This window comes from Endozoicomonas sp. Mp262, from assembly GCF_025643335.1.
Lineage (GTDB): Bacteria > Pseudomonadota > Gammaproteobacteria > Pseudomonadales > Endozoicomonadaceae > Endonucleibacter.
Map to the genome: position 1 here is coordinate 4,383,495 of NZ_CP092489.1, position 24,513 is coordinate 4,408,007.

Here is a 24,513-nt window from a genome sequence, read left to right on the forward strand (position 1 = left end):
GGCTTATTTAGTTATATTCTAAAATATTTATTACCTGAATCCGTGATTTCTTGATTTGCCCGGCAGTTTTGAAAATGTGCTGATTAATTTTTTCCTTTGAAAATAACTCGGGTTATTGATTGAAGTGTTTTTATGTCGTTTTTAAGCATAAATGCTGATCAAAATATCATCAAACTTGAAGACAGGTTGAAAGAAGCCCTACCGTTATCAATACAGTACTTTCTCATTTATGGCATTTTTTTCTATCTCGCTATTCAATCAACAAAGTGCATGCTGGCTTATTAATTGATGGAAAGACCTGAAACCAGGACAGTAACGACCAAAGCGTAGCCGGTATTGATGTCCTTTTTTCAGAAGACGGGCAGCCAGGTAGATGAGTTCCTGTATCACGGTTTTTAACCGGCGTCGTTTGGCTTTATGACGTACCGGCGCATCTGGCCCGAGCAAGCAACTCTGCCCCATGTAGCGCAGAATGTTATAGACCAGTGCACCCAAACACATCACCAGGTCGTTGGTGTCAAACTTGCCTGAAGGCAGGCGCTCTAAATCCATATCAGTCTTCAACTCACTGTGAAACTGCTCGCTGGTCGCATGATCCTCATAAAGATTAATGATCTGATCATCGCTGTAGTCAGCTTCGCTGAGTGTTGTCCACCATCCTTCCAGCTCATAATCGGGTGTCAGAAATCTCTGCCCTACAGTATCAGTGGTACGCTTGATAATGCGAATAATCAGACGCTGGTTACCATAGTTGGTTTCATAGACGGTTGAGAGTGTCGCATAACTCTTTCCTGGACGCGACTCCTCCCATTTGACTTGCTTTTCTTCAAAAATGGGGAGCCAGTGTTCCTTGGTGTGATACTTTCTTGGGTTGAGCTTGATAATGTGATTCACACCTTTGAACCCGGCGATTTCCCGGCGCGATTCCTCAGCATCGTGGCCACTATCAAGGCGAACCAGAATAGGCGCTCGGGTCAAACGTCGGCTGCGGTGCAGCACTGCTTGTAAAAAGCCAATAAAATCATTCTGGGAGTGCTGAGAGCCTGGGCGTAATTCACATCCCAGGCACCAGCCTTCGCAGCCAAAGTAAGCGGCAATAGGGGCATAACCAAAGAATTTTTTATACGTGTACTCGACCCCCTCCTTTTTGGTATTGCTGTTATCCATAGGGAATACGTCGATATCCAGTGGTATGTGCTGCTTCTTATCGAGTTTTTTCGGAAGGGGTGTGACGGGCACCTGAAGATTAACCAGGACATCGGTAAGGCTGTCCTCGATGAAAGGAATCAGTTGGGCGGCATCTTCATTGAAACGCTGTCTTAAGCGGCTGGCTGAAGGCATTTGTTTAATGCCCATTGCCAACCGGAACCAGTCGTTATCCCGGTTATTATCAACATTATCAAAATCACTTTTACCCTGAGCCAGTTGGCCGCAGTAAGCTCTGATCAGGTCGATATGAGTGATACGGTGCCTTTTTTTTATTTTGCGCAGGGATTTGCTTAACGCTGTCTTTTTGTTGAGTGCATGACCAACGAAATAAAGCCCTGCGACCGGTGTATAAAATTCCGTCTGTGATTGTTCAATTTTCAGTTTCACAAAAATGCACCCAGGTGGTGAAAATTAGAGTGGGTGCATTTTAACTTGGAACTTACGTTTTGTGGTTGATCCAGAGGAGTTGGGCTACAGTGAACTCACGGATTCAGGTATTATTTAACCCTGGTACAATTAAGCCTACACAATCCCCTATGTGATACTAACCGAAAAAGCATAAACAATTCATTAACAAATATCTGCTTTATAAAAAAACAGTTAAATTATATATTCTTCTTATAATTTTCAAAAAAAATATATTACCAATAATAAAAAGTAAGATAAAAAAACCACAAACCCTAGAACCCTAGTTCGACATAAGCGACTTATTTTATAGCGCATAGCTGCCAGGCTAATTGGGGATGGAGTAGCATTGCGCTGGCTTCATCTTATTATCAATGGTTGATCTAGATTTTTGACCATTACATCAAACTAAGGTCTCTCAGGTCTTCAGGTTGATACAATCGCCCTGAACCACCCTGGATATGAAAATATCAAAGCAGGCGAGCATACAAAAAAACAATAACTTAATTAGAGCACCTTAATTTATATAAAAACCAAATATATTTATTTATATTATTGATAAGTAGGTCATAGTTTGGTTTCAAATAAACTGGATGTTCGGCCAGTACGAGAAATCTACTTCTTGATCTAACGATCAGATAGCTATTGAATGATACATTTACTCTATTATAAAGAGAGTACTGGTCTTTAAATCCCTCTCCCTATGAAGTACGTCACTACAATCACTGATGAAGCTGTTTTATTAACTTTGAAATTCGCCAAACACTACGGACCTCTGAGATGTATAAGGGAAAGAGCCCATAGCCTTTTATTGAGCAATCGTGGCTTTACCCTTGAGCAAATTGCCGAAATACTTGAAATTAGATATCAAACTGCTTCTCAGTGGATTGATGATTGGGAAGAATATGGTATTCGTGCCTTGTACAAGGGGCATGGTGGCGGTAGGCCGTGCATATATGACGAATCCGAAGTGCAACGCATAAAAGAATTAGTGGCTGAAGAGCCTCGTCGCTTATCGTATGTCAAATCCAAGATCGAGGATGAAACCGGTAAATCTTCATCAAAAATTACTCTGGCAAACATTGTAAAAAAGCAGGGCTGGTTTACAAAAGACTCCGTAAATCATGCAAACATAAACGGGACGAAGAGCAATTCCATGACTGTAAAACTGCTCTGAAAGATGCCCAGGAAGCCGAGAGCAAAGGGTTAATCAATTTATTTTATTTTGATGAGTCCGGCTTTACCCAGGAACCTTGTGTGCCATACGGTTGGCAGGAAAAAGGAAAGCAGCTCAGAATACCATCAGTCAAAAGTAAACGCATCAACGTACTGGGGTTTATGAACCGAAGCTGTGAGCTATTTCATTATCCTGTTGTGGGTTCAGTGAATAGCGATACGGTGATTGCGGCCTTTGATGACTTTGCAGAGAAAATGGCAGATGAAAAATACAGCTCAAATGATCGTTACACGGTAGTTATGGTGGATAATGCCAGCATTCACACCAGCAAAAAGTTTTGTGCCAGAATTGATGACTGGATGATTGAAAAGAAATTGCTGGTCTGCTTTCTGCCAACATATTCACCTGAGCTCAACCTGATTGAAATCCTGTGGAGGAAAATAAAGTATGAATGGCTCAACCTCTTGTCAATCAAGAGCTTTGCGGAATTTGAAAAAGAAGTTGAACGGGTGCTTTTTTCATTTGGAGAGGAGTATATGATCTCATTTTCTAATACTGTCCGACTGGATGGTTAAATTATTCGAAAGCAATCTATACACTACTTATAGCTTTCAAAAAAAGCTGGATTGAGTTTTAAAGGACTAGTCATTTGAGCATTTAATAGTTACTATGCAAAAAAATCCACCTTAACATAAATGACATAGGACGATTTCAGCTAACCCAGCCGTTCAATAAGATTAAATATTAACCATACAGCTTTCCGCAGCATTTGAGAAGTCATAGTGAAAAAAGATATTATTTTAGCCATAATTGCCGCTACAACTATCACCACAGCACAGGCTGCTAAATTTGCACATTTGGATGAAGCAACGCCACAAAATGGGATCATTGACAATGTATACCCGGTTTTTGACTTCGATGACGATGGGTGCTATCCAGCCACAGGCATTAGCAGAAATGGAGAACAAAACCCTGGCTTAAAAACCACCGGAGCTTTAAACGGTCATTGTCATGACCCGGGATTCCTCGATATCTCAAACACATTTCATCGATATGCCTGTAAAACAGGTGCTAATAACTCAGAGTATTGCGGCCATTTTTATGCCTTATACTTTGAAAAGGATCAGGCTCTAGCCGGCCTGGATGCTTTTGGTCATCGCCACGATTGGGAGCATGTAGCTATCTGGACCACAGATGGAAAAATCACCCATGCCAGTGCCAGCGCCCATGGTAAATTAGATACCAAAAACAGGGCTGACATACCATTTGAAGGTGAGCATCCAAAATTTGTTTACCATAAAGAAGGAGTATCTACTCATTCAATGCGATTTGCCATGCCAGATGAAACTGCTGAAAACGATTATGGCTATTGGGTTACACCAACGATTGTCAGTTGGTATGAAATACAAGGCAACGGTCTCAATAATGAGGTAATGAGGTATAAGCTCAATCGCTTTGACTATGGCAACGCCATACTTCCAATCAAAGACAGCAACTTCAGAACAAACCTGAACTCCTTCAGACCAAAGGGCTACCCCGAATTCTCTGATAGCGATATCGTAGCATCTAAACCTTAATCCCGCTCAACAAGGTTGACTCGGAGGTGGTTTAAAAGTAGGTCGTGAACTTCCCATTTTTCCACCGCCTCCGGACAATTTTTGATATATGATCTTTATTCACAGACTCCCTGTATGCCGTGCACTTTGAGGAAAAGATCAAGACATACCTTCCTTAAACGACGATGTTCAAAATCATCATTCCAACATTTGGGCCACACGAAAGCACTTTCAACTTCATATGAATCCCCGGGCAGTGCCTTAAATACTAAATCACTCGACCCCGGCACCTCTTCTGGCAAATTATTTGCCGCTATCACGGCACTATTAGCAACAGCATAATTATTATATGCATTACACAAAGCCCTGGATGATATATCCCCACCAGAGGCAGAGTAACCATGCTCCCCTGTTGCCAGTACCATACCATTACCCGCCTTCATCATACCAAGCACTGCACTAAATAAAGGGTAATTGATGATTTCCACTCGCTCTAGCTGCCTGTCATGCCCGTAGTCAACAAAAAGCCCTTCCAAAGCGGTAGAAGCCGCGTAAAGCGGGTATTGCCCTAAATCCGAGAAAGTCATTGACCTGGAAGCCAGAGGATGACTATCAAGCACTAAAATTCCCAAAACACTGGTTATTTTTTGCGCAGAATACACAACACCCTCTACTTGCTCAACCTCCTGCCCAGCTCGCTGCGGCATAACTGCCAAATCATAACCACCATCCAGTACATGCTTGAGGATATTGCCATCCCTTGCTTTTATAAGCACCCGATTATTTAAACCCTCCCTGTATAGACTACTCATCAATAATGATTGATAGCGCTCAATAATATGTTGAGGCAAAGCTACTGTAAATTTTCTCTCTTTATAATCATCATGCGCTACATCCATAAGCGCTTTCGCTGAAATCACCATTTTTTCAACTAGAGGTAATAATTTCTGAGCTTTGGCCGTCCTGAAACAATGGCCATTATTTCTAACTAATAAATCATCTTGAAATATCAACCGCAACTGCCCAAGATTCCGACTCATGGTTGGCTGGCTGACTCTAACCATTACTGCTGCCGCAGATACACTCTTAACTTTTAGCAATGCATACAGGGAAGGCATCAAGTTTAAATTTAGCTGAACCAGCGGATTTATACGATTATGATCTATAACCTCACTCATGGATTCTCACTATTTTGAACAAATATTTCAATGCACAGTCCCCCAGCCATATTTCGCTGAGATCCTACTCTATAAAATACATATCATCTAACCCTCACAGTCATGGCAATGTAATTAATTTTACCAAATCAAAAAATTTCATTGTTCTAATAATCTAACCCCTGATTTATTTAGGTATATTTTTCCAAAAAATAACGACAACATAAATAAACTTTACAGGAAAAATATTCCTCTCAAGCTGGATCTGAAAAATCACCAGAAACACAACTCTGACAGCTTGACTATTATCATCAATTAGACATACTAATCTAAACAACAGTTAATAAATTTCTATTTTACTGATAAAAAAAATTTAATACCACCATAGCTCCATTTGATTTTACCTCATATAAATTGCAATCCACACCATAATTTATTGATCTTAATCAATCCATATATTTGCACAAAAATGGTAGAGTACACCGCTAATCTTCTGATTGATTTTCAGACAGGGTGCTGTATAGCCTTAGAAGGGATATCTCTCTGTAGTACCACAAGCAGTAAACAAACAAGGAATAAACCCTGATCAACTTATCAAAACCCCCTATAGAAAGCTTGAAAAATCCAGAGTAGTTTATTTCCACCTTTCTTTCTGATTAACAAAAACCATCATTACGTTACGTATAGCAAAATAGCGATGTTAGCAGACCTTAAACTATCAGAGCCTTATATATCCTGGCTGACCCGGGCTGAACCTGTATTCCGCTATTTCAGAAAGATTCCCCAGCGTCGCTGGATATTATTATGCCAGATTATTCTTGTAATTTTTCTGGCCCGGCAACTGGCATTATTCACCTGGCAGCTGGTTCCTGTAGAAACCAGCGAGCCTGCGTGGCAGATAAACCATCTGGCATCCGGAAACACCCAACATAACAACCCCTACGCACAGCTTAACAAACTTCATCTCTTTGGCATTCCACCACAACAGGAAGAAACCAAACAACCCACCCCCGAGCGAGTGCCTGTCTCCCGGCTAGCCGCCCGAATCACCGGCATTGTTGCCAGCTCGGAGCCCTCCCATTCACTAGCCATTATCAAGGTGGGAGGTAGTGACAAAACCTACCACATTGGTGAAACCCTCAAAGGTACCCGGGCAAAAGTCCATGAAATTTACCCGGATCGGGTGATACTCCTGAATGGTGAGCAGTTTGAATCCCTATTGATGTACCCCGATGAGGCTGGTAAAAAACCTCGCCCTGTGGCCCGCTACCAATCTAAATCCGTAAAACAGGCCATAGCCCGGGTTCGCAGCAATCCGGCATCATTATCAGAAATTGTCAGTATTTCACCCATGAGAAAAAATGGTGAACTGCAAGGTTATCGAATCAATCCCACCGGGAATCCGGCACTGTTTAAGAAATTGGGACTTAAGCCCGGTGACCTGGCGGTGGCCATTAATGGCCATGACCTGACGGACCAGAGTCAAGCCATGAAGATTCTTACCTCCCTTCCGGAGTTGAATCAGATCTCCCTGACCGTTGAACGGGAAGGCCAGCAGTATCAGATCGATATACCAGCATCATGAAAAAACGCAGATATTTTAACAGCAAACGTCCGGGGGGAGCTATCAAGGCCAAAGCATTGATAGCAGGACTGATAGTGTTGACATCACCGGTGATGGCCAACACCCAGGTAGGCAAACGAATCGAATCTACAGCCTATAATTTAAGCAATCAATACTCTGCCAGTTTCCAGAATGCAGATATCAAAGAGTTTATTAATACTGTCAGCAGCAATCTGAACCGCACTATTATTGTTGATCCTACGGTGCGGGCCAATATTACCGTTCGCTCCTACGATACCTTAAATGAGCAACAGTATTACCAGTTTTTCCTTAATGTACTGCAAGTCCACGGTTTTGCCGTAATAGAAGAAGCCAATGGCATACTGAAGGTTGTCCGTGATAAAGACGCCAAAACCTCTGCCATCCCGGTAATAGGCAAATCAGGCACGCATAATAGCGATGAAATGGTCACCTGGGTACTGCCCGTAAACAATGTTCCCGTTCGTGAACTGTCGCCACTTTTACGACAGTTGATTAATACTTCCGGTAACGTGGTACATTACGATCCATCTAATGTTCTACTAATGACAGGGCGTGCAGGTAATCTTGAAAGACTGGCAGAAGTGGTTCGCCGCATTGATAAAGCCGGCGCCGAAAGCGTTAGCATTGTGCCTTTAAAATATGCCTCTGCCGCAGAAATGGAGCGGATTCTTGTTGCCATTTACGGCGGCAAGGGTCGCAAAACCACCGGTAACAACCCACCTATTATCGTGAGCAACGAGCGCACGAACCAGATGATTCTCTCCGGTGATAGAAAAATATTGCAGCGGATGAAGCACCTGACCCTGCAACTGGATGCGGAGCAAGAGTCCTCCGGTAACACCCGGGTCTTTTATCTGAAGTATGCCAAGGCTGAAGATATCAAACCCGTCCTGGAAGGGGTCAGTAAAACCGTTCAGGCAGAAAAACAGAGTAACACAGTCAGAAAAAACCCCAGCGAATTCAGCATTGAAGTACACGAGCAGACCAATGCCGTGGTGGTCTCTGCCCGCCAGGATATTATGCAAAGTGTCGAAAAAGTTATTAAACAGCTGGACATTCGTCGGGCCCAGGTGCTGGTAGAAGCCGTTATTGTGGAAGTGGCTGAAGGTGATGGCATTAACCTGGGGGTTCAGTTTGCCAATGAAGACGCATCCACCATCATGCAATTCCATGACGGTGGCGTTCCCATTGGACAAATGATGCTGGCTAAAAAAGAGGCCGAGGATACGGAGTCAATCCATTACGATGAAAACGGCAGGATTACCCAAAAAACCACAAATCGAGGGGATTATTCCAAACTCTCCGATGTCATGAACAGCCTTTCAGGTGCAGCACTCAGCATTGCTGCCGGTGACTTCTCAGCACTGATCCAGGCTGTTACCAGCGCCCAAAACTCTAACGTTCTCGCAACACCGAGTTTGATGACCCTGGATAACCATGAAGCCACCTTTATGGTAGGTGAGGATGTCCCAACCCTCACAGGCTCACAGGCATCAAGCAATGGCAATTCAAACCCCTACCAAACCGTTGACCGTAAAAAAGTGGGAACCATGCTGAAAATTACCCCTCAAATTAACGAGGGTGATGCGGTTATTCTGAATCTGGAGCAGGAAAACTCCTATATCAATGGTACAACCCCTGTTGATATTAAATTTGCCGAACGAAAGATTACCACCTCTGTCCAGGTAAAAAGTGGTGAAACCATTGTGCTAGGCGGGCTGATCAGCGAACAGGTAAAAGACAGTGTGTCCAAGATTCCTCTTCTTGGAGATATCCCCATTCTCGGCCACCTGTTCCGCTCAACCAATAGTAAAAAAGAAAAAAGCAACCTGATGGTATTTATCCGGCCCACCATTATCAGAAGCGATGATATGATCACCGCTATCAGTGGCAGGAAGTACAGCCTGATGCGTGCCGCCCAGCTGGACAAAAGAGAGCGCGGCGTACCACTGATGCCAAATGCCCTGACACCCATATTACCTGAAAAAGCCAACAATGGTGAAGCCTGGTTCAAAAAAGCCCGTGAACATATGGGGCAAGGAGCTGAACCGGAAACCATTGATAGCGAAGCATCCAAACAAGAATCAGCATCCATAGACGGCGAGGACAGTGACAATGACTCACGCCTTGCCAGCTGAAACCATAGACCGAGTCATTGAACTGCCCTTTGCCTTTGCCAGAAAGTTTAACCTGTTTCTGGCAACGGATGAGCAGGGAAAGCCCAGCGTTTACTTCAAGGGGAAACCTTCCCATATGGCCCTGATGGAAGTACGCCGCCGGGTTGAACAGCCAATACAGGCAATCCAGCTAGATGATAAAAGCTTTGAAACCCGGTTGGAACTTCACTACCAGAAAGATTCATCAGCCGCACGACAGCTGATGAACGATATTGGCAATGATGAAGAACTTCACTCTTTGGCGGAAGAGTTGCCAGAAAATGAAGATTTACTGGAAGCCGATGACGGGGCCCCGATTATTCGCTTGATCAACGCCATGCTCGGTGAAGCAATCAAGGAAGGCGCCTCCGATATCCATATCGAAACCTTTGAGAACTGTCTGGTGGTTCGTTTCCGGATTGATGGCGTCCTGCGGGAAATTCTTCGTCCCCAGCGCAAACTGGCCTCGGTACTGGTCTCCCGTATTAAGGTGATGGCCAAGCTGGATATTGCTGAAAAACGTGTCCCCCAGGATGGCCGAATCTCTCTGCGATTGGGTGGTCGGGCAGTGGATGTCCGGGTATCCACCCTGCCTTCCCGTCATGGTGAACGCATTGTCCTGCGTCTTTTGGATCGCAGTAGCGTTCAATTGAACTTATCCAGCCTGGGCATGACTGAAAGCATCTGCTCGGATATCGGCGAACTGTTAAAAAAACCCCATGGTATCCTGTTGGTCACTGGCCCTACTGGCTCGGGTAAAAGTACTACCCTGTACGCGGGCATCAGCTCAATTAACAGCATTGACCGCAATATCATGACCGTCGAAGATCCGGTGGAATATGACCTGGAAGGGGTTGGCCAGACCCAGGTTAACCCGAAAGTGGATATGACCTTTGCCCGGGGACTAAGGGCCATTCTTCGACAAGACCCTGATGTGGTAATGATTGGTGAAATCCGGGATCTTGAAACCGCAGAAATTGCGGTCCAGGCATCACTCACAGGCCACCTGGTATTAAGCACACTGCACACCAACACCGCTGTGGGCGCAGTAACCCGTATGCGGGATATGGGGATAGAACCCTTTTTGCTGGCTTCCAGCCTACTGGGCGTACTGGCTCAGCGATTGGTTCGTACCCTCTGCCCCGATTGTCGAGCCCTGCGACAACCCATTGAATCCGAGATTCGGTTAATGGGCCTGAAAGATGGCGAGACACTATGGCAGGCTGCCGGTTGCAGTAAATGTAACCATACCGGTTATAGAGGCCGAACAGGTATTCATGAACTCTTCCTGGTGAATGACAACATCCGCCGCTTAATACACGACGGTGCTTCTGAGCAAGCCATTGAAGAAGCTGCACGTCAACAGTGCGCCAGTATACAATACGACGGATTTCGTAAGATTCGGGCAGGAACCACTTCACTCGAGGAAGTACTGCGCGTCACAAGGGAGGAATAATCTTGGGGGTTTTTACTTATGAAGCCCTTGATAACAAGGGGCGTAAACACAAAGGAGTGCTTGAAGCTGACTCTCCTCGCCAGCTTCGTCAAAAACTCAGGGCGGATGGTCTTGCCGCCGTCGCTATTAACCAGGCAGAAGAGAAGCAGGCAAAGGCAGGGAAGTCATCAGGACAGTCCCTATTTAAGCGAAATGCCAGTGATGCGGAAGTGGCTCTACTCACACGACAGCTGGCCACGCTTGTAGCAGCATCCATTCCATTGGAAGAGTGCCTGCATACCCTGGCCAAACAAATACAAAAGCCTCACCTGAAATCACTGATTTCATCGGTACGTTCCCGGGTGCTGGAAGGCCAGACCCTGGCGGACAGTATGGCAGCCTACCCCAAAACCTTTGATACCCTGTTTCGGGCCATGGTGGCCGCCGGGGAAAAATCAGGTCATCTGGACACTGTGCTGGAAAGGCTGGCAGATTACACCGAACACCGGCAAAAAATTAAGGGCCAGTTGATTCAGGCCATGATTTACCCCGCCATTTTGACGCTGGTTGCCATTGGCGTCGTAACTGCTTTGCTGACAGCAGTGGTTCCCACCGTTGTGGATCAGTTCACCCATATGGGCCATGAGTTACCGGCAATGACCCAGGCGCTAATCGCCGCTAGTGACTTTACCCGAGACTATGGCCTTCATATCGTTATCACCATTTTAGTGCTACTGATTCTCCGTCAGCGACTGCTTCGTAAACCAAAGCACCGGCTAACCCATGACCGGATTCTTTTAAAATTGCCTGTAGCAGGCTCTGTCTTTGGTGGCGTTGACTGTGCCCGTTTTGCCCGCACCTTAAGCATCCTCACCAGTAGTTCAGTGCCCTTACTGGAAGGGATGAAAATCTCGGCAGATGTATTGGTCAACACCCATATGCGGGAGTCATTACGACAAGCTGCGGATCGGGTGCGGGAAGGCACCAGCCTTTGGCGAGCCCTGGATCAAACCCTATTGTTCTCTCCCATGATGCTGCATATTATCGCCAGTGGCGAAAAGTCCGGAGAGCTCACCGCCATGCTGGCCAGAGCAGCAGATAACCAGGATCAGCAGTTTGAGTCCCAGGTCAATATAGCCTTGGGGGTATTTGGCCCACTGTTGATTGTGGTCATGGCTCTGGTTGTGCTTTTTATCGTCATGGCCATTTTGACGCCAATGCTCGACCTGAACTCACTGGTTTCAGGTTAACCCGGCATTTAGGAGACTCCACGAGAATAGACTGCCCTACTCCGGCGGCAGCAAATTGGTCTAAAAGTTCGGTTTTGTTCGGTAAATAGAACCACTATTCACCTCACAAAACCAAATTTTTATCCTCAATTTTCTGCCATCCTCGCTACGGGCGCTATTCCCGACCAGTCTCCAATTTGAAACATAGAGGTACAACAGTGAAACAACAGCAAAGAAAACGTCAACAGTCGGGTTTTACCTTACTGGAAATTATGGTGGTTATCGTTATTTTGGGTGTTTTGGCCAGTATGGTTGCACCCAATGTCATTGGTAACAAAGACAAGGCTGACCACCAGAAGGCCGTCAGCGATATTGTCGCCCTGGAAAATGCCCTGGACATGTACAAGCTGGATAATAATATGTATCCCTCCACCCAACAGGGGCTGGAAGCATTGGTAAAAAAACCTTCAGGAACCCCTGAGCCACGCGCCTACCGCAAGAATGGCTATATCCGTCGTCTACCCCAGGACCCATGGGGCAACGACTATATGATGCTGAGTCCGGGCGAACATGGCCCTATCGATATTTTCTCTGCTGGCCCTGATGGGCAAGCTGGCACCGACCAGGATATCGGTAACTGGGATATGAATTCCTGAGGCCTGACATGAAGCTCCATCAATATTCTTTATATACACGACAATATCAGGGTTTTACCCTGCTGGAAGTACTGTTAGTGCTGGTATTGATGGGGCTTGCTGTCTCTATAGTTCTACCCAACCTGAAACCCGATGACAGCGATTCAGTCATTAAGACGGAAGCCAGGCGTTTTGCCGCCCTGGTCCAGGTAGCTCATGAGACTGCGTTAATCAGTGGCAAAGACCTTGGTATCAAAGTCACGGACCATCGCTATGAGTTTATGGTCTGGCAGAAAGGACACTGGGAACAGCTCACCAGGGACAGGTTGCTTGTGCCTGTAACCCTGAAAAAAGCGCTTAAACTTTCCATACGACCCGGTGAAAGTGTCTGGAAGGAGGCTCTAGAGCAAGAGTCTAAAAATAATGGCATTCTTTTATCCGAAAAAACGGATAGCAAGAAAAAAGAACCCAATCTCTTCATCTGGTCCAGTGGTGAGCTATCTCCTGCTGAAGTCACCTTTGCCGCCGACAAAAAAAACGGACACCAGCAACGTATTATTCTCCATGAAACGGGACAAATAGAGCTGAAAGACGCACTTGCAGAGGCCTACCTATGAGCAGGCCAAGACTCCAATCCGGTTTTACCTTAATCGAAGTGCTAATGGCTCTGGCAATTCTGGCCATAGCGGGAATGACCATGCTGCGACTGGCAGGTGAAAACATTCGCAATACAGGGTATATCGAACAGAAAACCATCGCACGCTGGGTCGCTGACAATCAACTAACCAGCATCCGGTTATCCCGCAAATGGCCGGGCACTCACTGGAAAGAAGCTCGGCAGGAGATGACCGGGCGAACCTGGTATATCCGATATCGCAGCATAAAAACCACCCAGGACGACTTCCGGGCAGTAGAGGTGGAGGTCAGGACCTCCCGCGATGACAAAGAACCTCCCCTGGCTTTTCTTCAGACTTATATGGTGCAGGGATAATGACCAAGTCCCAAGCTTCTGCCTGTCTCAACTTTAAACGCCGTAATACTGGCTTTACCCTGCTGGAAATGCTGGCAGCCATCGCCATATTTGCCATTGTCAGTCTGGCATCATGGCAAATTATGCAGAGCCTGCTCCGTGCCCATGATATGGGTACAGCCAAGCATCAGCGTATGGAAGAACTCCAATATGCAATGCTGATTATTGACCAGGATCTGCGGCAAATTGTTGATCGTGGCCCCAGGGTAGATGGCAAGGTGATACAACAAAGCCTCTTTTCCAGCGACGATATGCTGGAAACCGATGACCAGGCCCTGGCATTTGTCCGGGAAGGCTGGCATAACCCAAGCCAGCGCTTGCCACGCTCTGAATTACAACGGGTTTACTACCGGCTCAAAGATAACCACCTTGAACGACTGCACGACTATGTTCTGGATAAACCCTCAGCCACAGAACCGGTTAAGCGGCTTCTTTTAAGCAATGTTAGCCACCTGAAATTCCGTTTTTTTATTAACGGTACCTGGCAGGAAAAGCTGGATGACAGCAAAACCCTGCCAGAAGGGCTGGCCCTTGAGCTTGAATTGAAAGATCTCGGAAAGATTGAACGGTTGTTTATCTTACCCGGTAACTGGAAGGGAGAGGCTGCATGAAACATTCTCCTTGCCTCAGGCAACAAGGGATAGCCCTGCTGAGTACTTTGCTGGCATTAACCCTGATGACCCTGCTGATTTCCGAGCTCACCTTTTCGTTCAGAGCCCAACTTCGTCGGACAGAGAGCCTGCAACAACTGGATCAAGCCCGCTGGTATGCCACCTCCACCGAAGACCTGGCCAGAAAAGTACTTAAGCAGGACTTTAAGGATAACTCTGAAGTTACCCATAACGACCAAAACTGGGCCAAACAGAATGTGGTCTTTCCTGTTACCAATGGTAAAATTGCCGGAAAAATTCGTGACATGCAGGGCTGTTTTAACCTTAATGCCTTGGCTAAACCCGTGGAAGAAGGCAAGCCAGCGGTAGAACTTGATGCTTTCCGCCAGCTGCTGGAATACCTCAATATAGACGACACTAGAACTATAGCAAATGCTACACGCAACTGGGTTACTGAGCGAACCGCCACCGGAGCCGGTGCTAATGATGCAGACTATCTTGCCCTGCCCGTACCCTACCTTGCCAGCCACACCCTGATGCGTGATGCCAGCGAGTGGCGAGCCGTCAGTGGCGTAACACCAGCAATAGCCAGGAAAGTACTTCCTTACTTGTGCGCTATCCCCATAAGCGAACTACAGCTGAATGTTAATACCATTCCTGCCGATCAGCCTGAGCTATTGGCCGCACTTTATGACCAAAACCTGCCTGTGGAGCAAGCCCGCAGCATTCTGGAAAACCGTCCTAAAAAAGGCTGGTCTGATGTCCAGGATTTCACCAGCCAGTCATTGCTGGCTAATTTTAGTAATACCAGTGCAAGTAAAATGATGGCCGTCGTCAGCTACTACTTTGAAGTGGATACCCTGGCTCAATTTAACGATGCAGAAATGCGTCTCCGCAGTCTGCTTATACGCAATAAAGAAGATGAACTATCGGTTATTCGCCGTAAGTTCGGAGGAGTGTCATGAACCCTCACCTGATAATCAGACTGCCTGAGTACCCAAATCAGCCCGTTCACTGGCAATTGTGGCCTGTATCAAATACCGCCGCTGTCGGGGACAGTAGTGGCCAATTGTCCGCTATCGAGCAGCTTTCAGATTTAAATCAACAATTTGGTGATACCCCGACCATTATCCTGGTTCCTGCCGCACAGATAACCGTTCACAGTGTTGAAATTAGCGGCAAAGTGAACCAGACAGTACTTCAATCACTCCCCTGGCGACTGGAAGATGAATTTAGTGAAGATGTTGATAATCTCCATTTTACCGTACTAAACAAAGAAAAAGTTGAAAATGAAGATTCGGAAGAGGAGCACACCCGGCTTGATATTGCCGTTGTCTCTGATACACAGATGACCATTTGGCAACACTGGCTGAAGCAGGGCAATATCGTCAGCAAAAAATGGTTGCCCGATGCACTGACCCTGCCCTGGAAAAAAGACACCTGTTCGCTACTTAAACTTAACAATAACGTACTGATAAAAAACGGCCCTTACCAATTTGGTCATTGCGACCCTTCCTGGCTGGATCTCTACCTGGATAGCCTGAACAGTAATACAGAAGGCCTTACGGCTAACGCCCTTAACCCGGTTTGCAACGATAAGGTTCAATCCCCCAAAAAGGAAATAGAACAACCTTTAACATTAATGGCTTCCGAGGCAGTAGCCAATAAAACCAACTTACTTCAGGGTAAATGGAAACAGGCATCACCCTGGATCCAGAAAATAAAGCCCTGGCGGTCAGCGGCTATCTTGCTGTTGGCTACCCTGATAGTGGCGGGAGGGCAATCCCTGGTTAAAACCATTAAACTGGAACAAGAAGCACAGAACCTGCAGGCTGAAGCCAAAGCCATCTATCACAAACTTTTTCCCGGAGAGCGTATTCAAGTAGTTCGCTCCCAAATGCGTCAGAAGCTGGCAGCACTGCAAGGCAGTGGTGAAAGCGACAATGGTTTTTTGGATACCATGGCAGGCTTGCAACCCCTATTTACGGTATTTCCAGAGCTTAAACCCATTAGTCTGTCCTACGAAAACAACCGTAATACCCTGCGTATTGAGGCCGCTGCCAAAGACTTTGAAACGTTCACCCGCTTTCGGGATTTGTCCGGAGAAAAACTATCCGATGACTTTTCTGTCAGTGTCGATGCTGTGGAACGCAACGGTGAAGACCAGGTAACCGGCGTTTTGATTATTTCGGGTAAGTCCGCATGAATACATTAGAACACACACTTCAAAACCTGAAAGAGCGCTGGACTCAACTTTCCAGAAGGGAACAGTATCTAAGCATAGTGGGTGGTGGTGCCATTTTACTTTGGCTAATCTGGCAAATGCTGGTAATGCCACTGGCCAACCGCCAGCAGATGGCTGAAAACCGGCTGGCCGCAAACTACAGACAGCTGGAACAGATCAAGCGGCAGGCAAACCAAATTGTGCAGTTAAAAGCTTCAGGTTCCAGATTAGCACCGAATCTTAACACTCCCATGGACAGGGTTATTAACCAGACGGCTTCAGTATTCCAGCTGACAATCGAACGGGTGAAAAACCGACAGGATGGTCTTGAGGTAGCCATGGGTACAGCCCGCTTTGACCGGCTTATGGGCTGGTTGATAAAACTGGAACAGGAAAGCCGGATTCAAGTGGCCGAAATCCAGCTGGATTCCACAGACCAGCCAGGTATTGTTGAAGTTAAACGTTTACAGTTGGAAAGACTTTAACTGACTGATTAAGGTTTGATCAGCATTCTATAACTTTCTGCTGGTCATTCCTGCAAAATTTATTGGCTCGATGAATCAGCCAGTGGCGTTTTTAGGGTATTGAAGTAATGAGCAAACGAAAAGGTATTATCTTATTAAGCGCTATTGGCCTGGTCGCTTATACAGGCTTTCTCCTTGCAACCTTGCCTGCTACCTTTGTCTGGCAGCACCTTCCAGCAAACAACAAGATAGTGCTCCAGGGTATTTCTGGTACTCTCTGGTCAGGCCAGGCCAGGCAGGCGGTAATAAATAATGGCCCCAATAGTATACAGCTGCCATTTATTTCATGGAGTTGGCAACCCGCCTCATTATTCAATGGTCATATTGGTGCTGATATTGAAATGGGTAATATGAGCTCTGTTATTGAAGGTAAGGGTTCTGTTGCCTACGGTTTTGATGGTATCACCCTGAATGATGTCCAGATTGATACTTCTGCCAGTTGGTTGGCTCAAACCCTTCCACAAAACATACCCGGTGAACTATCAGGGAGCCTCCATCTCCTTGCCAGCAGCCTCCACATACAAGACAAAAGATGCATGTTTCTAAATGGCTCTATAAAACTAACCGATAGTGAGTTTTCAGGGCCTGTAGGAAAAATAGACCTCGGCAACAGCAATGCCTCTGTCAAGTGCCGTGGTAACAAACTAATGATATCCCTGACCCAGTCTTCACCTGCCATTCAGACCACGGCAGATATTACCCTTTCACAAACAGGTCAGTACACACTATCTGGATACATTAGCAAAGGGGAAGCACTGGACAGTAAACTGGAGAAAGGGCTCGCACTCTTGGGAAGCCCTGATACAAAAGGGCGCTACCCTATTGACTTGCGAGGTCGAATTTAACCTTCAATCAAACCACCACAGTTTATAATTGAAAGGTAAGTGAAAATAACCAGTTATACTGTATGAATACACTATAAAAAATTAAGTTAATAACGCTATGCCAGACCATGGAAATTTACCAGGAGCCTATCCGCTTTCCCTACCTCCGAATGCTGTAGGCTACAGTGAACCGGTAGATATTCACACAGCCAAAGCCAGGTATGGTCGATTTTATGTAGCCCCTGCCGCTCCATTTGGCACCAGGCAGTGGCTACAGCCTTGCCATTTTTTTGCCCAGCCTTTGGCCGGATACTCAGTGAGCAATATCCTTATTCCGCGCCAAATTTTTGGCGTAACCATACAGCCAGCGCCCTGTTTTATGATGCCCCAAATGCTTTTTGGCCAAGGCTATCCCTGCTGGTCACGACCTCTTGCCATTCCTCTGCCATTAACAATACCGTTTCCCTACATGCCTTGGGCCGCAAGTCCTGCCTATTTTCCAGGCCCTTACCAACTGCACAGTGCTTTAATTCCTGCAATCCATCAGAATACTCCGGAAACAGAGCAAGCATACAAGGTCAATCCATATCCAGCTAAACAGCCGACACCAGATCAACCATCCCAGCCTGGATATCCCGGGAATAAACCGGCAAAGGGTGAACTCCCCCCAGATAAACCCTCAGGCCATATAAAAACCACCTTGCTTGGGCCTGGCCGTCACTCTTCATTCAGTGATATTTACATTAAGGATAAGTCAGGCACAGCGCCGATAACCTCCGTTAATGCAGGAGACCCCGGACTCTATGTTGGCAGGGGAACCATTAACGCCGCTTTCGGAAAAATCCTTCACCGCCCGGATGAGTATCAACAGTTGCACCACCATCTTCTGCGCCATTCAAATATTGGCGACGTTACTCACTTTGATGAACCCGGACACACAAGCACCGTGCAATTCTGTACAGTATTAAAAGATGACCAGTCAGGCCAGGGGAAACGGGACGGTACCATTATTGTTGATCTGTTCAATGATCGTCATTGCCCTTTTGGCAATACCCATAACCGCTCCATGACTTATGTAGTCCCACCAGAACGAAGCGATTATGAAACTGATCAAGCCTTTCTGGCTGCCGTAGAGCAAACCGCGGCCAATATGATCAGGGCTGTGGACAGCTGCAACCACAGGATTGCTGGCGACCACCGCCCTGGGCTGGTGACCCCTATTCTACGGGTCTGTGGCTTCAGCAGTGGCGCATTTGCAGGCCAGGTTCCTGCAAAAACCATTGCCGCAGCTATTCAACGTGGTATTGACCGGCAAATAAAAGCGCCTGGATACCATCATACTATTAGAAAAATTGAGTTTGAAAATGGAAGTAGCCAACTATTTAAGGGGCAGCAAACCGAGCCTCCCCAGCCACCACATCCGGAGAAAGTGAAGCCTAAAGCCGATGTTAAGCCTAAAAAACACCACTCTGCTTTGCAGGCACAAAACCAGCAATTTATTGATTTTTTTTCTGGCACAGGAAAAATCAATGGCCATTCATTAAATGATATTTTGAAGGCATCAGACGGTTTTCTTGAAGGCAAGCATAACTATATCCAGGCACTTTTTCCCAATTTCGAAGAAGGACAGGCACCAGCCCCCCTTCTCAACGCCCAGCTCATACAGCTACTGACATCTGATTCCTATAAACCTCATTTAAAAACCTATATTGATGATGTTTTGGTGAAAAAAATGCTCCCCTTTTGGGGTATTGAGCAAGCCAATCTCGACAAATCTAAAATGGTCACTGATTTTGAACAGTGCCGATGGCAAGTCAAGGATTATAAAAAGGCTGGAAAATGGATAGGCGCATTTGATCACAACCATAATCGAATCAGTCGCGTTTTAATCTTTTTAGAGGCTCTGGGGTACGATCATTACGCCCAGCGGCTTTCAAAATTTCTACAGAATGAACGAATTAACAATGGTTACACCGAAAATCAATACTGGAACAAACCCTATGGTGAGCCTGCGTCGCACACAGCCCCCCAAAAAAAGCCAGCGCCGGCTGGCAAAAATTTTAAACTACCACCTATCCCGCCTGTTAAAGGCAATTTTCAGCCAAAGCAGGCACAAAAAGCAGAACGACATGAATCAAGAGACACTCAAAAAATAAAAAAGATATATGCGAGTAAAAAACCCTGTTCCACTTCCTGCGAACTGGAGGTATGGAAAAATACAGGAGGAGCAGGAACGGCAGCTTATCTATTGGAAACAGACCCTTCATTTGATCTTGCCAAAGGCCATAAAGTCGGCACAGTTGTTGCTGCTAACCATGGCCTTCCACTAGGGAGCCTATCCGCTTCGGATAAACTTCACCATACAGTAACCGAAAATGATCTAACCAAGAAAACACAAGAAGAAGCGGTTGCGGCTAACTGGCTGGTGACAAGTTGTGGTGTACATCGAGGAAAACAAGAAACTCTTTTCAAAAAAACTGTCTGTAAACAATGGGGTTTAAAAATTCCTCCAGGCCAAGGTAAAACCGATACTAAAACCATTCAAAAGATTGATTATACCCAATCAACAAACCCCGAAGATTACAGTGATTCCTGGGTTGTGGAAGATGCTTGCCTATCTGCTAATGCCAAGCACCATTTAATCCAGGGTACTGAATGCTCCACTAACCTGATATTCAGCGCAGGCCCTAACGCCAATCAAGGCGCGGGCAAATCTGATGGTTCAATGCAACGAACCTTAAACAAAAAATCAATTGATAATTACCCGCACTTTCGAAAATGTGTCGAGTGTACTTTGAGAGCTGCACTGGATGCAGCAGCGGCATCGGGTAGCAGCCATGTACTTATGGCAAAGATAAGCTGTGGCGTTTATGCCCAACCAAAATTTCAACAACAAATAGAGCAAGATCTTCAGCAAATCATTAATGATGTCCTTGATGAACCAGTTGGCCCAAATCAAAGGAAAAGAAGAAGTTACTTTGTTAAAGTCGTTGTATCAGATATTGATAAAAAACCACCAAAACAAACACAAACTAAAGTGACAGACTACACCTATTACTTAAATACTTACCCTTATAGCAAATATAAAGATCAGGGGTTCTGTTTCTATCACAGTGATGCCCCTAATTATGTATTAGCTAATTTTTCACGGGCTCCTGTACAGATAGATGGATACACATGGGCAACGACAGAGCACTACTTCCAGGCCAGTAAGTTTCATGAAGGCAGCGAGCCATGGCTACATATTCTGAATAGCACAGAACCTGGCGAGGCTTTAGAGTATGCCAATAAGGAAGAAAACAGTAAATATTGGAAATATTCCTATGCAGATTGGAATAAAATCAAGGATAAAGTGATGCTAAAGGCCCTGAGAGCTAAAGTCCAGCAGGTCCCGGCAGCGCGTAAAGCGCTAATCAAGTCAGGAAACCAGCCTATTTTTGAAACATCACCTCATGATAGCTACTGGGGTACCAAACCCGAAGATGGCAAGGACGGTCAAAACCGCCTTGGTGCTTTATGGATGCAAGTCCGGGATGAAATGCTGGCTGGACTCCTGTAACGGTCCGGTTTTCAAACGGGTTGTGGTGTAGCCCGGATATTTAATCAACATACGGGCTACATCGTTTACCGTTAAACCGCTTTATCGGTCGCCAGTGTTCCCTCTTTCCGCAGACGCTCTTCCTCTTCCTCCTGGGTTTCAGGGAACTCATCCTCAACAAGCGGAACCACTTCATCAATACTGAACATCAGGGTTGAAGGCACTGAGTGATTCGGTACATCGTCATAGCTAAAAACCGAGTAATACTTTGGAATATTGGGATTACCAAAATCATCATAGGTGTATTCATCCGGTCCACCGTAAAGCTTTACCCCATCCAACGGTGAGCGAGGGGGATGGAAACGGTTACGCACCACATAACAGCCTACAAAATCAGCATCTTCCGGATTTTTCCAGGTCAGCTTGACTTTATCTTTATCAATAACAGCAGATAAATCCGTCGGTGGAAGCAATGCCTGTTTGCGCCGCTCAATGTATTTAATCACCAACTGAGCCTGATAGGCATCACCTTCCCCGTGCCAGTCAATAATGGCACTGCTTTCTTTAGAGGGTGTGGTTGGCCTGACAACCAAATAAACCGGTTTATCCTGACCATGCAGTTCCTCTAGTATGGCCCGACAGTAACTATCAAACATAAAGTTATGACTGGCATTTTCCCTCAGCTGGGCATTGCTCACCTCATAGCCCACATACTCAATTTGCTGGCGACTTTGCACACTGTGATAATCCAGCTCTTCCAGTTCTGCCAGTTCAATGGTAAAGCGAATATCCTTCTGGGTCTTTAGCTGGTTTTTTGCCCTTAGTTGCACATAGGCTGAAGTAATGACTGTCCGCTCCGGATCAGGCAGGGTTTCCAGATTAAAGCACAGGTGGCCGTACACCTTTTCCCCTTTTTTATCAAAACCGGATTTCAACTTGCCTGGCAACACATCCTTTCTGTTAATAGTGTGAATGGCTGAAGGCTCAAGGTTCAGTTGCTGGCTGGAACGGGTATAGATGATTTCAAGATTAGGCCGATAATGTATTCCACCACCAAATCGACCATAACCAATATCAAACTGCATCATCTGGGAGTCATGTCCCAAAGGCAAATGATCAGGGCCTTCAACCCGGAATATCACCCGGCCCCGATCAATTTGCTTCTGCATAATACGACGCTCAACCTCGGTAAACAGCCACTCGGACCAGATACCCTGAGTTAAGCGATCGGACTCAATGGCATCACCCAGTGTTTGCACAACAGTGGCATTGGCAATCTGGTCATAGCTGGTGATGTCATTTATTTCACTGGCATCGAGAATGGAAATAGACCACTCGCCATATTTTTCAATCTTGGCATTAACCCGATTCATGGGGTACAGGGAAAACGCTGCCTTTTTTATTTTGGTGTCTACAGGAAAGTGATCAAGATTGAAGGCAATCACGCCATAACAACAGCCTTTGTTGCGATTAACGCCAACAAACAACGAGTTATAGCCAAAATGGCCGGTATTTAATGCGCCTGTCTTTTCTCCCACATACCCCACATCCCGCTTGGCTGGAAAAATAGTATGCAAAAACTCATCATGAGATAGCGTCGTGCGAAACTTCAACACCGGAGCAAAAGGAGACTTAATACCTGTAACACGGTCTACAGCGCGAATATGGTAAAAGTAACGCTGTCCACTCTTTAACTGCACATCGCTATAAGTCGTTGATCGTGTAATAGCAATACGGCTATCTTCTGAACAGGGGCTTTTAGCCTGCTCACTGCGATAAATCTCAAAATAGATATCCGCTTCGCTATCGTGCTCCCAACTCAAAGTTGCTTCATAAGCACTTATATTTTCAGCCGTAAAATTAGCAACCCGGGCCGGGGCGTGCTTAGAGTAATTGATGGCAGATTCCAGGGCACAAACCAGTGCAGGAATATTCTCATCAACACTTTGGGACATATTAACCAGGTAATCCGGGATGTTTCGTGTACCTACCTCCACAACGGTGGCAAGAATTCCTTTATTATAATAATACTCACGACCACTGCCGTTGATTAGATTAAAAGGAGGCTTGCCCCGGTGAATACCATACTGACGCCCGGTTACCTTGCGAATTTCACTGGCCATGTTAGCACACAGCATATTAAGGTCTGCGCCTTCTATCTCTTCCTCATGATTGAATTTATGGGCAGGGAAGAAAACATTACCCTGGGAGTGATAGTCAAGGGCTATGGTGATATTGGCATGACTATCAGCAAAATCTTTGATTGCCCGGGTCTCTGGCTCTGAAAAGGCCTCGGGTCCCCCATAAATATTGGAGCTGGTATCTGCTCCTTTCTTGAAACGAACGGAGAAGTTACGGTTAAGGTCTACACCGAAGGTGCCATCGCCATTATCCCTGCGATTTTTCCTCCAGAACGAGAAATGCCGCCTTGAATACTCAAACCCGTCAGGGTTCAGACAGGGAACCATATACAACGTATTACGGGTCAGGGCGCTTAAAAGCCTGGGATTAGTCTTATAATTTTCAATGATATATTTAACAAATTTGTTGGCTAATTCGATGCCGATCCACTCTCGGGCATGGATTGTGCCTGTATACAGAAGGGCTGGCTTTTCATCAGCATAGGCGACATCCTGGGACAGGATCACCATCATTATCGGGCGACCTTCCCACGTCTCCCCAATACTTTGCAGACGAATCAGATTGGGGTGTTCCCCCATGGCGTGTTTCAGGAAGTCGATGGTTTCCTGATAAGAAATATATTGTTGTTTCATAGGGCCTAATGCTTGTATTTATCAGGTATCCGTTAACCCTGTTACAGACACTACACCATCCATGGTGGAAAAATCCACTTACCGGCTATAAGTTTCCAGGGGCTCGTAAAGCAGTCATACGCATTGAAAGATGTACTAAGGGCTGTTGACGTTTGATCGTGAGCTCAGTGGCTCGTAAAGCGGTTTTCCGCAATACCCAATGGGGCACACCGGGCGGACTGGTGCAGGCATAGTTATTCTACGTCAAGCCAGTCCAACGCAGTCGGAAAGCCGCTTTACGAGCCACCCGAAGGGCCAAAACCAGCGATTCCATGCCGTCGTTGCAGTAGCTTGAAAGACGTGAGTCTTCCTGCGCTACTGCGTCTAGCCACGAAACCGCTGGTTTTGGCTGAGCACACGAGCAAACGTCAACAGCCCCTAGCC

General features: G+C 46.0%; 19 protein-coding genes. 16 read left to right on the plus strand and 3 right to left on the minus strand.

Going from position 1 to position 24,513, the window contains the following annotated elements; all coding sequences use genetic code 11:
• Window positions 1-258: 258 nt before the first annotated feature.
• On the minus strand, window positions 259-1,596 hold the full coding sequence (locus tag MJ595_RS19380) for an IS1380 family transposase (protein WP_263078015.1): 1,338 nt from the start codon (window positions 1,594-1,596) through the stop codon (window positions 259-261).
• A gap of 721 nt (window positions 1,597-2,317) precedes the next feature.
• Here MJ595_RS19380 and MJ595_RS19385 point away from each other — a divergent pair.
• The 3 genes from MJ595_RS19385 (at window position 2,318) to MJ595_RS19395 (ending at window position 4,368) form a co-directional block, all read left to right on the plus strand.
• On the plus strand, window positions 2,318-2,791 hold the full coding sequence (locus tag MJ595_RS19385) for a helix-turn-helix domain-containing protein (RefSeq protein ID WP_263078037.1): 474 nt from the start codon (window positions 2,318-2,320) through the stop codon (window positions 2,789-2,791).
• Window positions 2,713-3,366: an IS630 family transposase gene (locus MJ595_RS19390; protein WP_263322427.1), complete on the plus strand. Its 654-nt coding sequence runs from the start codon at window positions 2,713-2,715 to the stop codon at window positions 3,364-3,366. Before MJ595_RS19385 ends, MJ595_RS19390 begins: the two co-directional genes overlap by 79 nt.
• 207 nt (window positions 3,367-3,573) lie before the next feature.
• A complete protein-coding gene (locus MJ595_RS19395) occupies window positions 3,574-4,368 on the plus strand; it encodes an NPP1 family protein (RefSeq protein WP_263079716.1) in 795 nt (264 codons plus the stop codon).
• 95 nt (window positions 4,369-4,463) lie between these two features.
• Here the strand turns inward: MJ595_RS19395 and MJ595_RS19400 are convergent, their stop codons facing one another.
• A complete protein-coding gene (locus MJ595_RS19400; protein ID WP_263079717.1) occupies window positions 4,464-5,525 on the minus strand; it encodes a LysR family transcriptional regulator in 1,062 nt (353 codons plus the stop codon).
• A 676-nt stretch (window positions 5,526-6,201) separates the two neighbouring features.
• Between MJ595_RS19400 and gspC the strand changes: the two genes are divergently transcribed.
• From gspC to MJ595_RS19465, 13 genes are all read left to right on the plus strand, one after another.
• Window positions 6,202-7,089, plus strand: a complete 888-nt coding sequence (gspC, locus tag MJ595_RS19405; RefSeq protein ID WP_263079718.1) for a type II secretion system protein GspC — start codon at window positions 6,202-6,204, stop codon at window positions 7,087-7,089.
• The gene (gene gspD, locus MJ595_RS19410; RefSeq protein ID WP_263079720.1) at window positions 7,086-9,248 is read left to right on the plus strand and encodes a type II secretion system secretin GspD; all 2,163 of its coding nucleotides are present in this window, start codon (window positions 7,086-7,088) and stop codon (window positions 9,246-9,248) included. Before gspC ends, gspD begins: the two co-directional genes overlap by 4 nt.
• Entirely contained in the window at window positions 9,226-10,722 is a 1,497-nt protein-coding gene (gene gspE / locus MJ595_RS19415; protein ID WP_263079721.1) for a type II secretion system ATPase GspE, read from the plus strand. Before gspD ends, gspE begins: the two co-directional genes overlap by 23 nt.
• Before the next feature lie 2 nt (window positions 10,723-10,724).
• Window positions 10,725-11,951: a type II secretion system inner membrane protein GspF gene (gene gspF, locus MJ595_RS19420; RefSeq protein ID WP_263079722.1), complete on the plus strand. Its 1,227-nt coding sequence runs from the start codon at window positions 10,725-10,727 to the stop codon at window positions 11,949-11,951.
• Between the two features lie 197 nt (window positions 11,952-12,148).
• The gene (gene gspG / locus MJ595_RS19425; RefSeq protein WP_263079723.1) at window positions 12,149-12,586 is read left to right on the plus strand and encodes a type II secretion system major pseudopilin GspG; all 438 of its coding nucleotides are present in this window, start codon (window positions 12,149-12,151) and stop codon (window positions 12,584-12,586) included.
• 8 nt (window positions 12,587-12,594) lie between these two features.
• Complete coding sequence (gene gspH, locus MJ595_RS19430; RefSeq protein WP_263079725.1) at window positions 12,595-13,182, plus strand: type II secretion system minor pseudopilin GspH; 588 nt, start codon at window positions 12,595-12,597, stop codon at window positions 13,180-13,182.
• Window positions 13,179-13,556: a type II secretion system minor pseudopilin GspI gene (gspI, locus tag MJ595_RS19435; protein WP_263079726.1), complete on the plus strand. Its 378-nt coding sequence runs from the start codon at window positions 13,179-13,181 to the stop codon at window positions 13,554-13,556. Before gspH ends, gspI begins: the two co-directional genes overlap by 4 nt.
• Window positions 13,556-14,206, plus strand: a complete 651-nt coding sequence (gspJ, locus tag MJ595_RS19440; protein WP_263079727.1) for a type II secretion system minor pseudopilin GspJ — start codon at window positions 13,556-13,558, stop codon at window positions 14,204-14,206. Before gspI ends, gspJ begins: the two co-directional genes overlap by 1 nt.
• The gene (gene gspK / locus MJ595_RS19445) at window positions 14,203-15,171 is read left to right on the plus strand and encodes a type II secretion system minor pseudopilin GspK (protein ID WP_263079728.1); all 969 of its coding nucleotides are present in this window, start codon (window positions 14,203-14,205) and stop codon (window positions 15,169-15,171) included. The genes gspJ and gspK overlap by 4 nt, the downstream gene beginning before the upstream one ends.
• Complete coding sequence (gene gspL / locus MJ595_RS19450) at window positions 15,168-16,412, plus strand: type II secretion system protein GspL (RefSeq protein ID WP_263079729.1); 1,245 nt, start codon at window positions 15,168-15,170, stop codon at window positions 16,410-16,412. The genes gspK and gspL overlap by 4 nt, the downstream gene beginning before the upstream one ends.
• Entirely contained in the window at window positions 16,409-16,915 is a 507-nt protein-coding gene (locus MJ595_RS19455; RefSeq protein ID WP_263079731.1) for a type II secretion system protein M, read from the plus strand. The genes gspL and MJ595_RS19455 overlap by 4 nt, the downstream gene beginning before the upstream one ends.
• A 107-nt stretch (window positions 16,916-17,022) precedes the next feature.
• Window positions 17,023-17,799: a type II secretion system protein N gene (locus MJ595_RS19460; protein WP_263079732.1), complete on the plus strand. Its 777-nt coding sequence runs from the start codon at window positions 17,023-17,025 to the stop codon at window positions 17,797-17,799.
• A gap of 97 nt (window positions 17,800-17,896) precedes the next feature.
• On the plus strand, window positions 17,897-21,337 hold the full coding sequence (locus MJ595_RS19465) for an NADAR domain-containing protein (protein ID WP_263079733.1): 3,441 nt from the start codon (window positions 17,897-17,899) through the stop codon (window positions 21,335-21,337).
• A 71-nt stretch (window positions 21,338-21,408) separates the two neighbouring features.
• On the opposite strand, the gene MJ595_RS19470 is transcribed toward MJ595_RS19465, so the two are convergent.
• Window positions 21,409-24,090 carry a M14 family zinc carboxypeptidase gene (locus MJ595_RS19470; protein WP_263079734.1) on the minus strand — a complete coding sequence of 894 codons (2,682 nt, stop codon included), beginning with the start codon at window positions 24,088-24,090 and terminating at the stop codon, window positions 21,409-21,411.
• Window positions 24,091-24,513 lie beyond the last annotated feature (423 nt).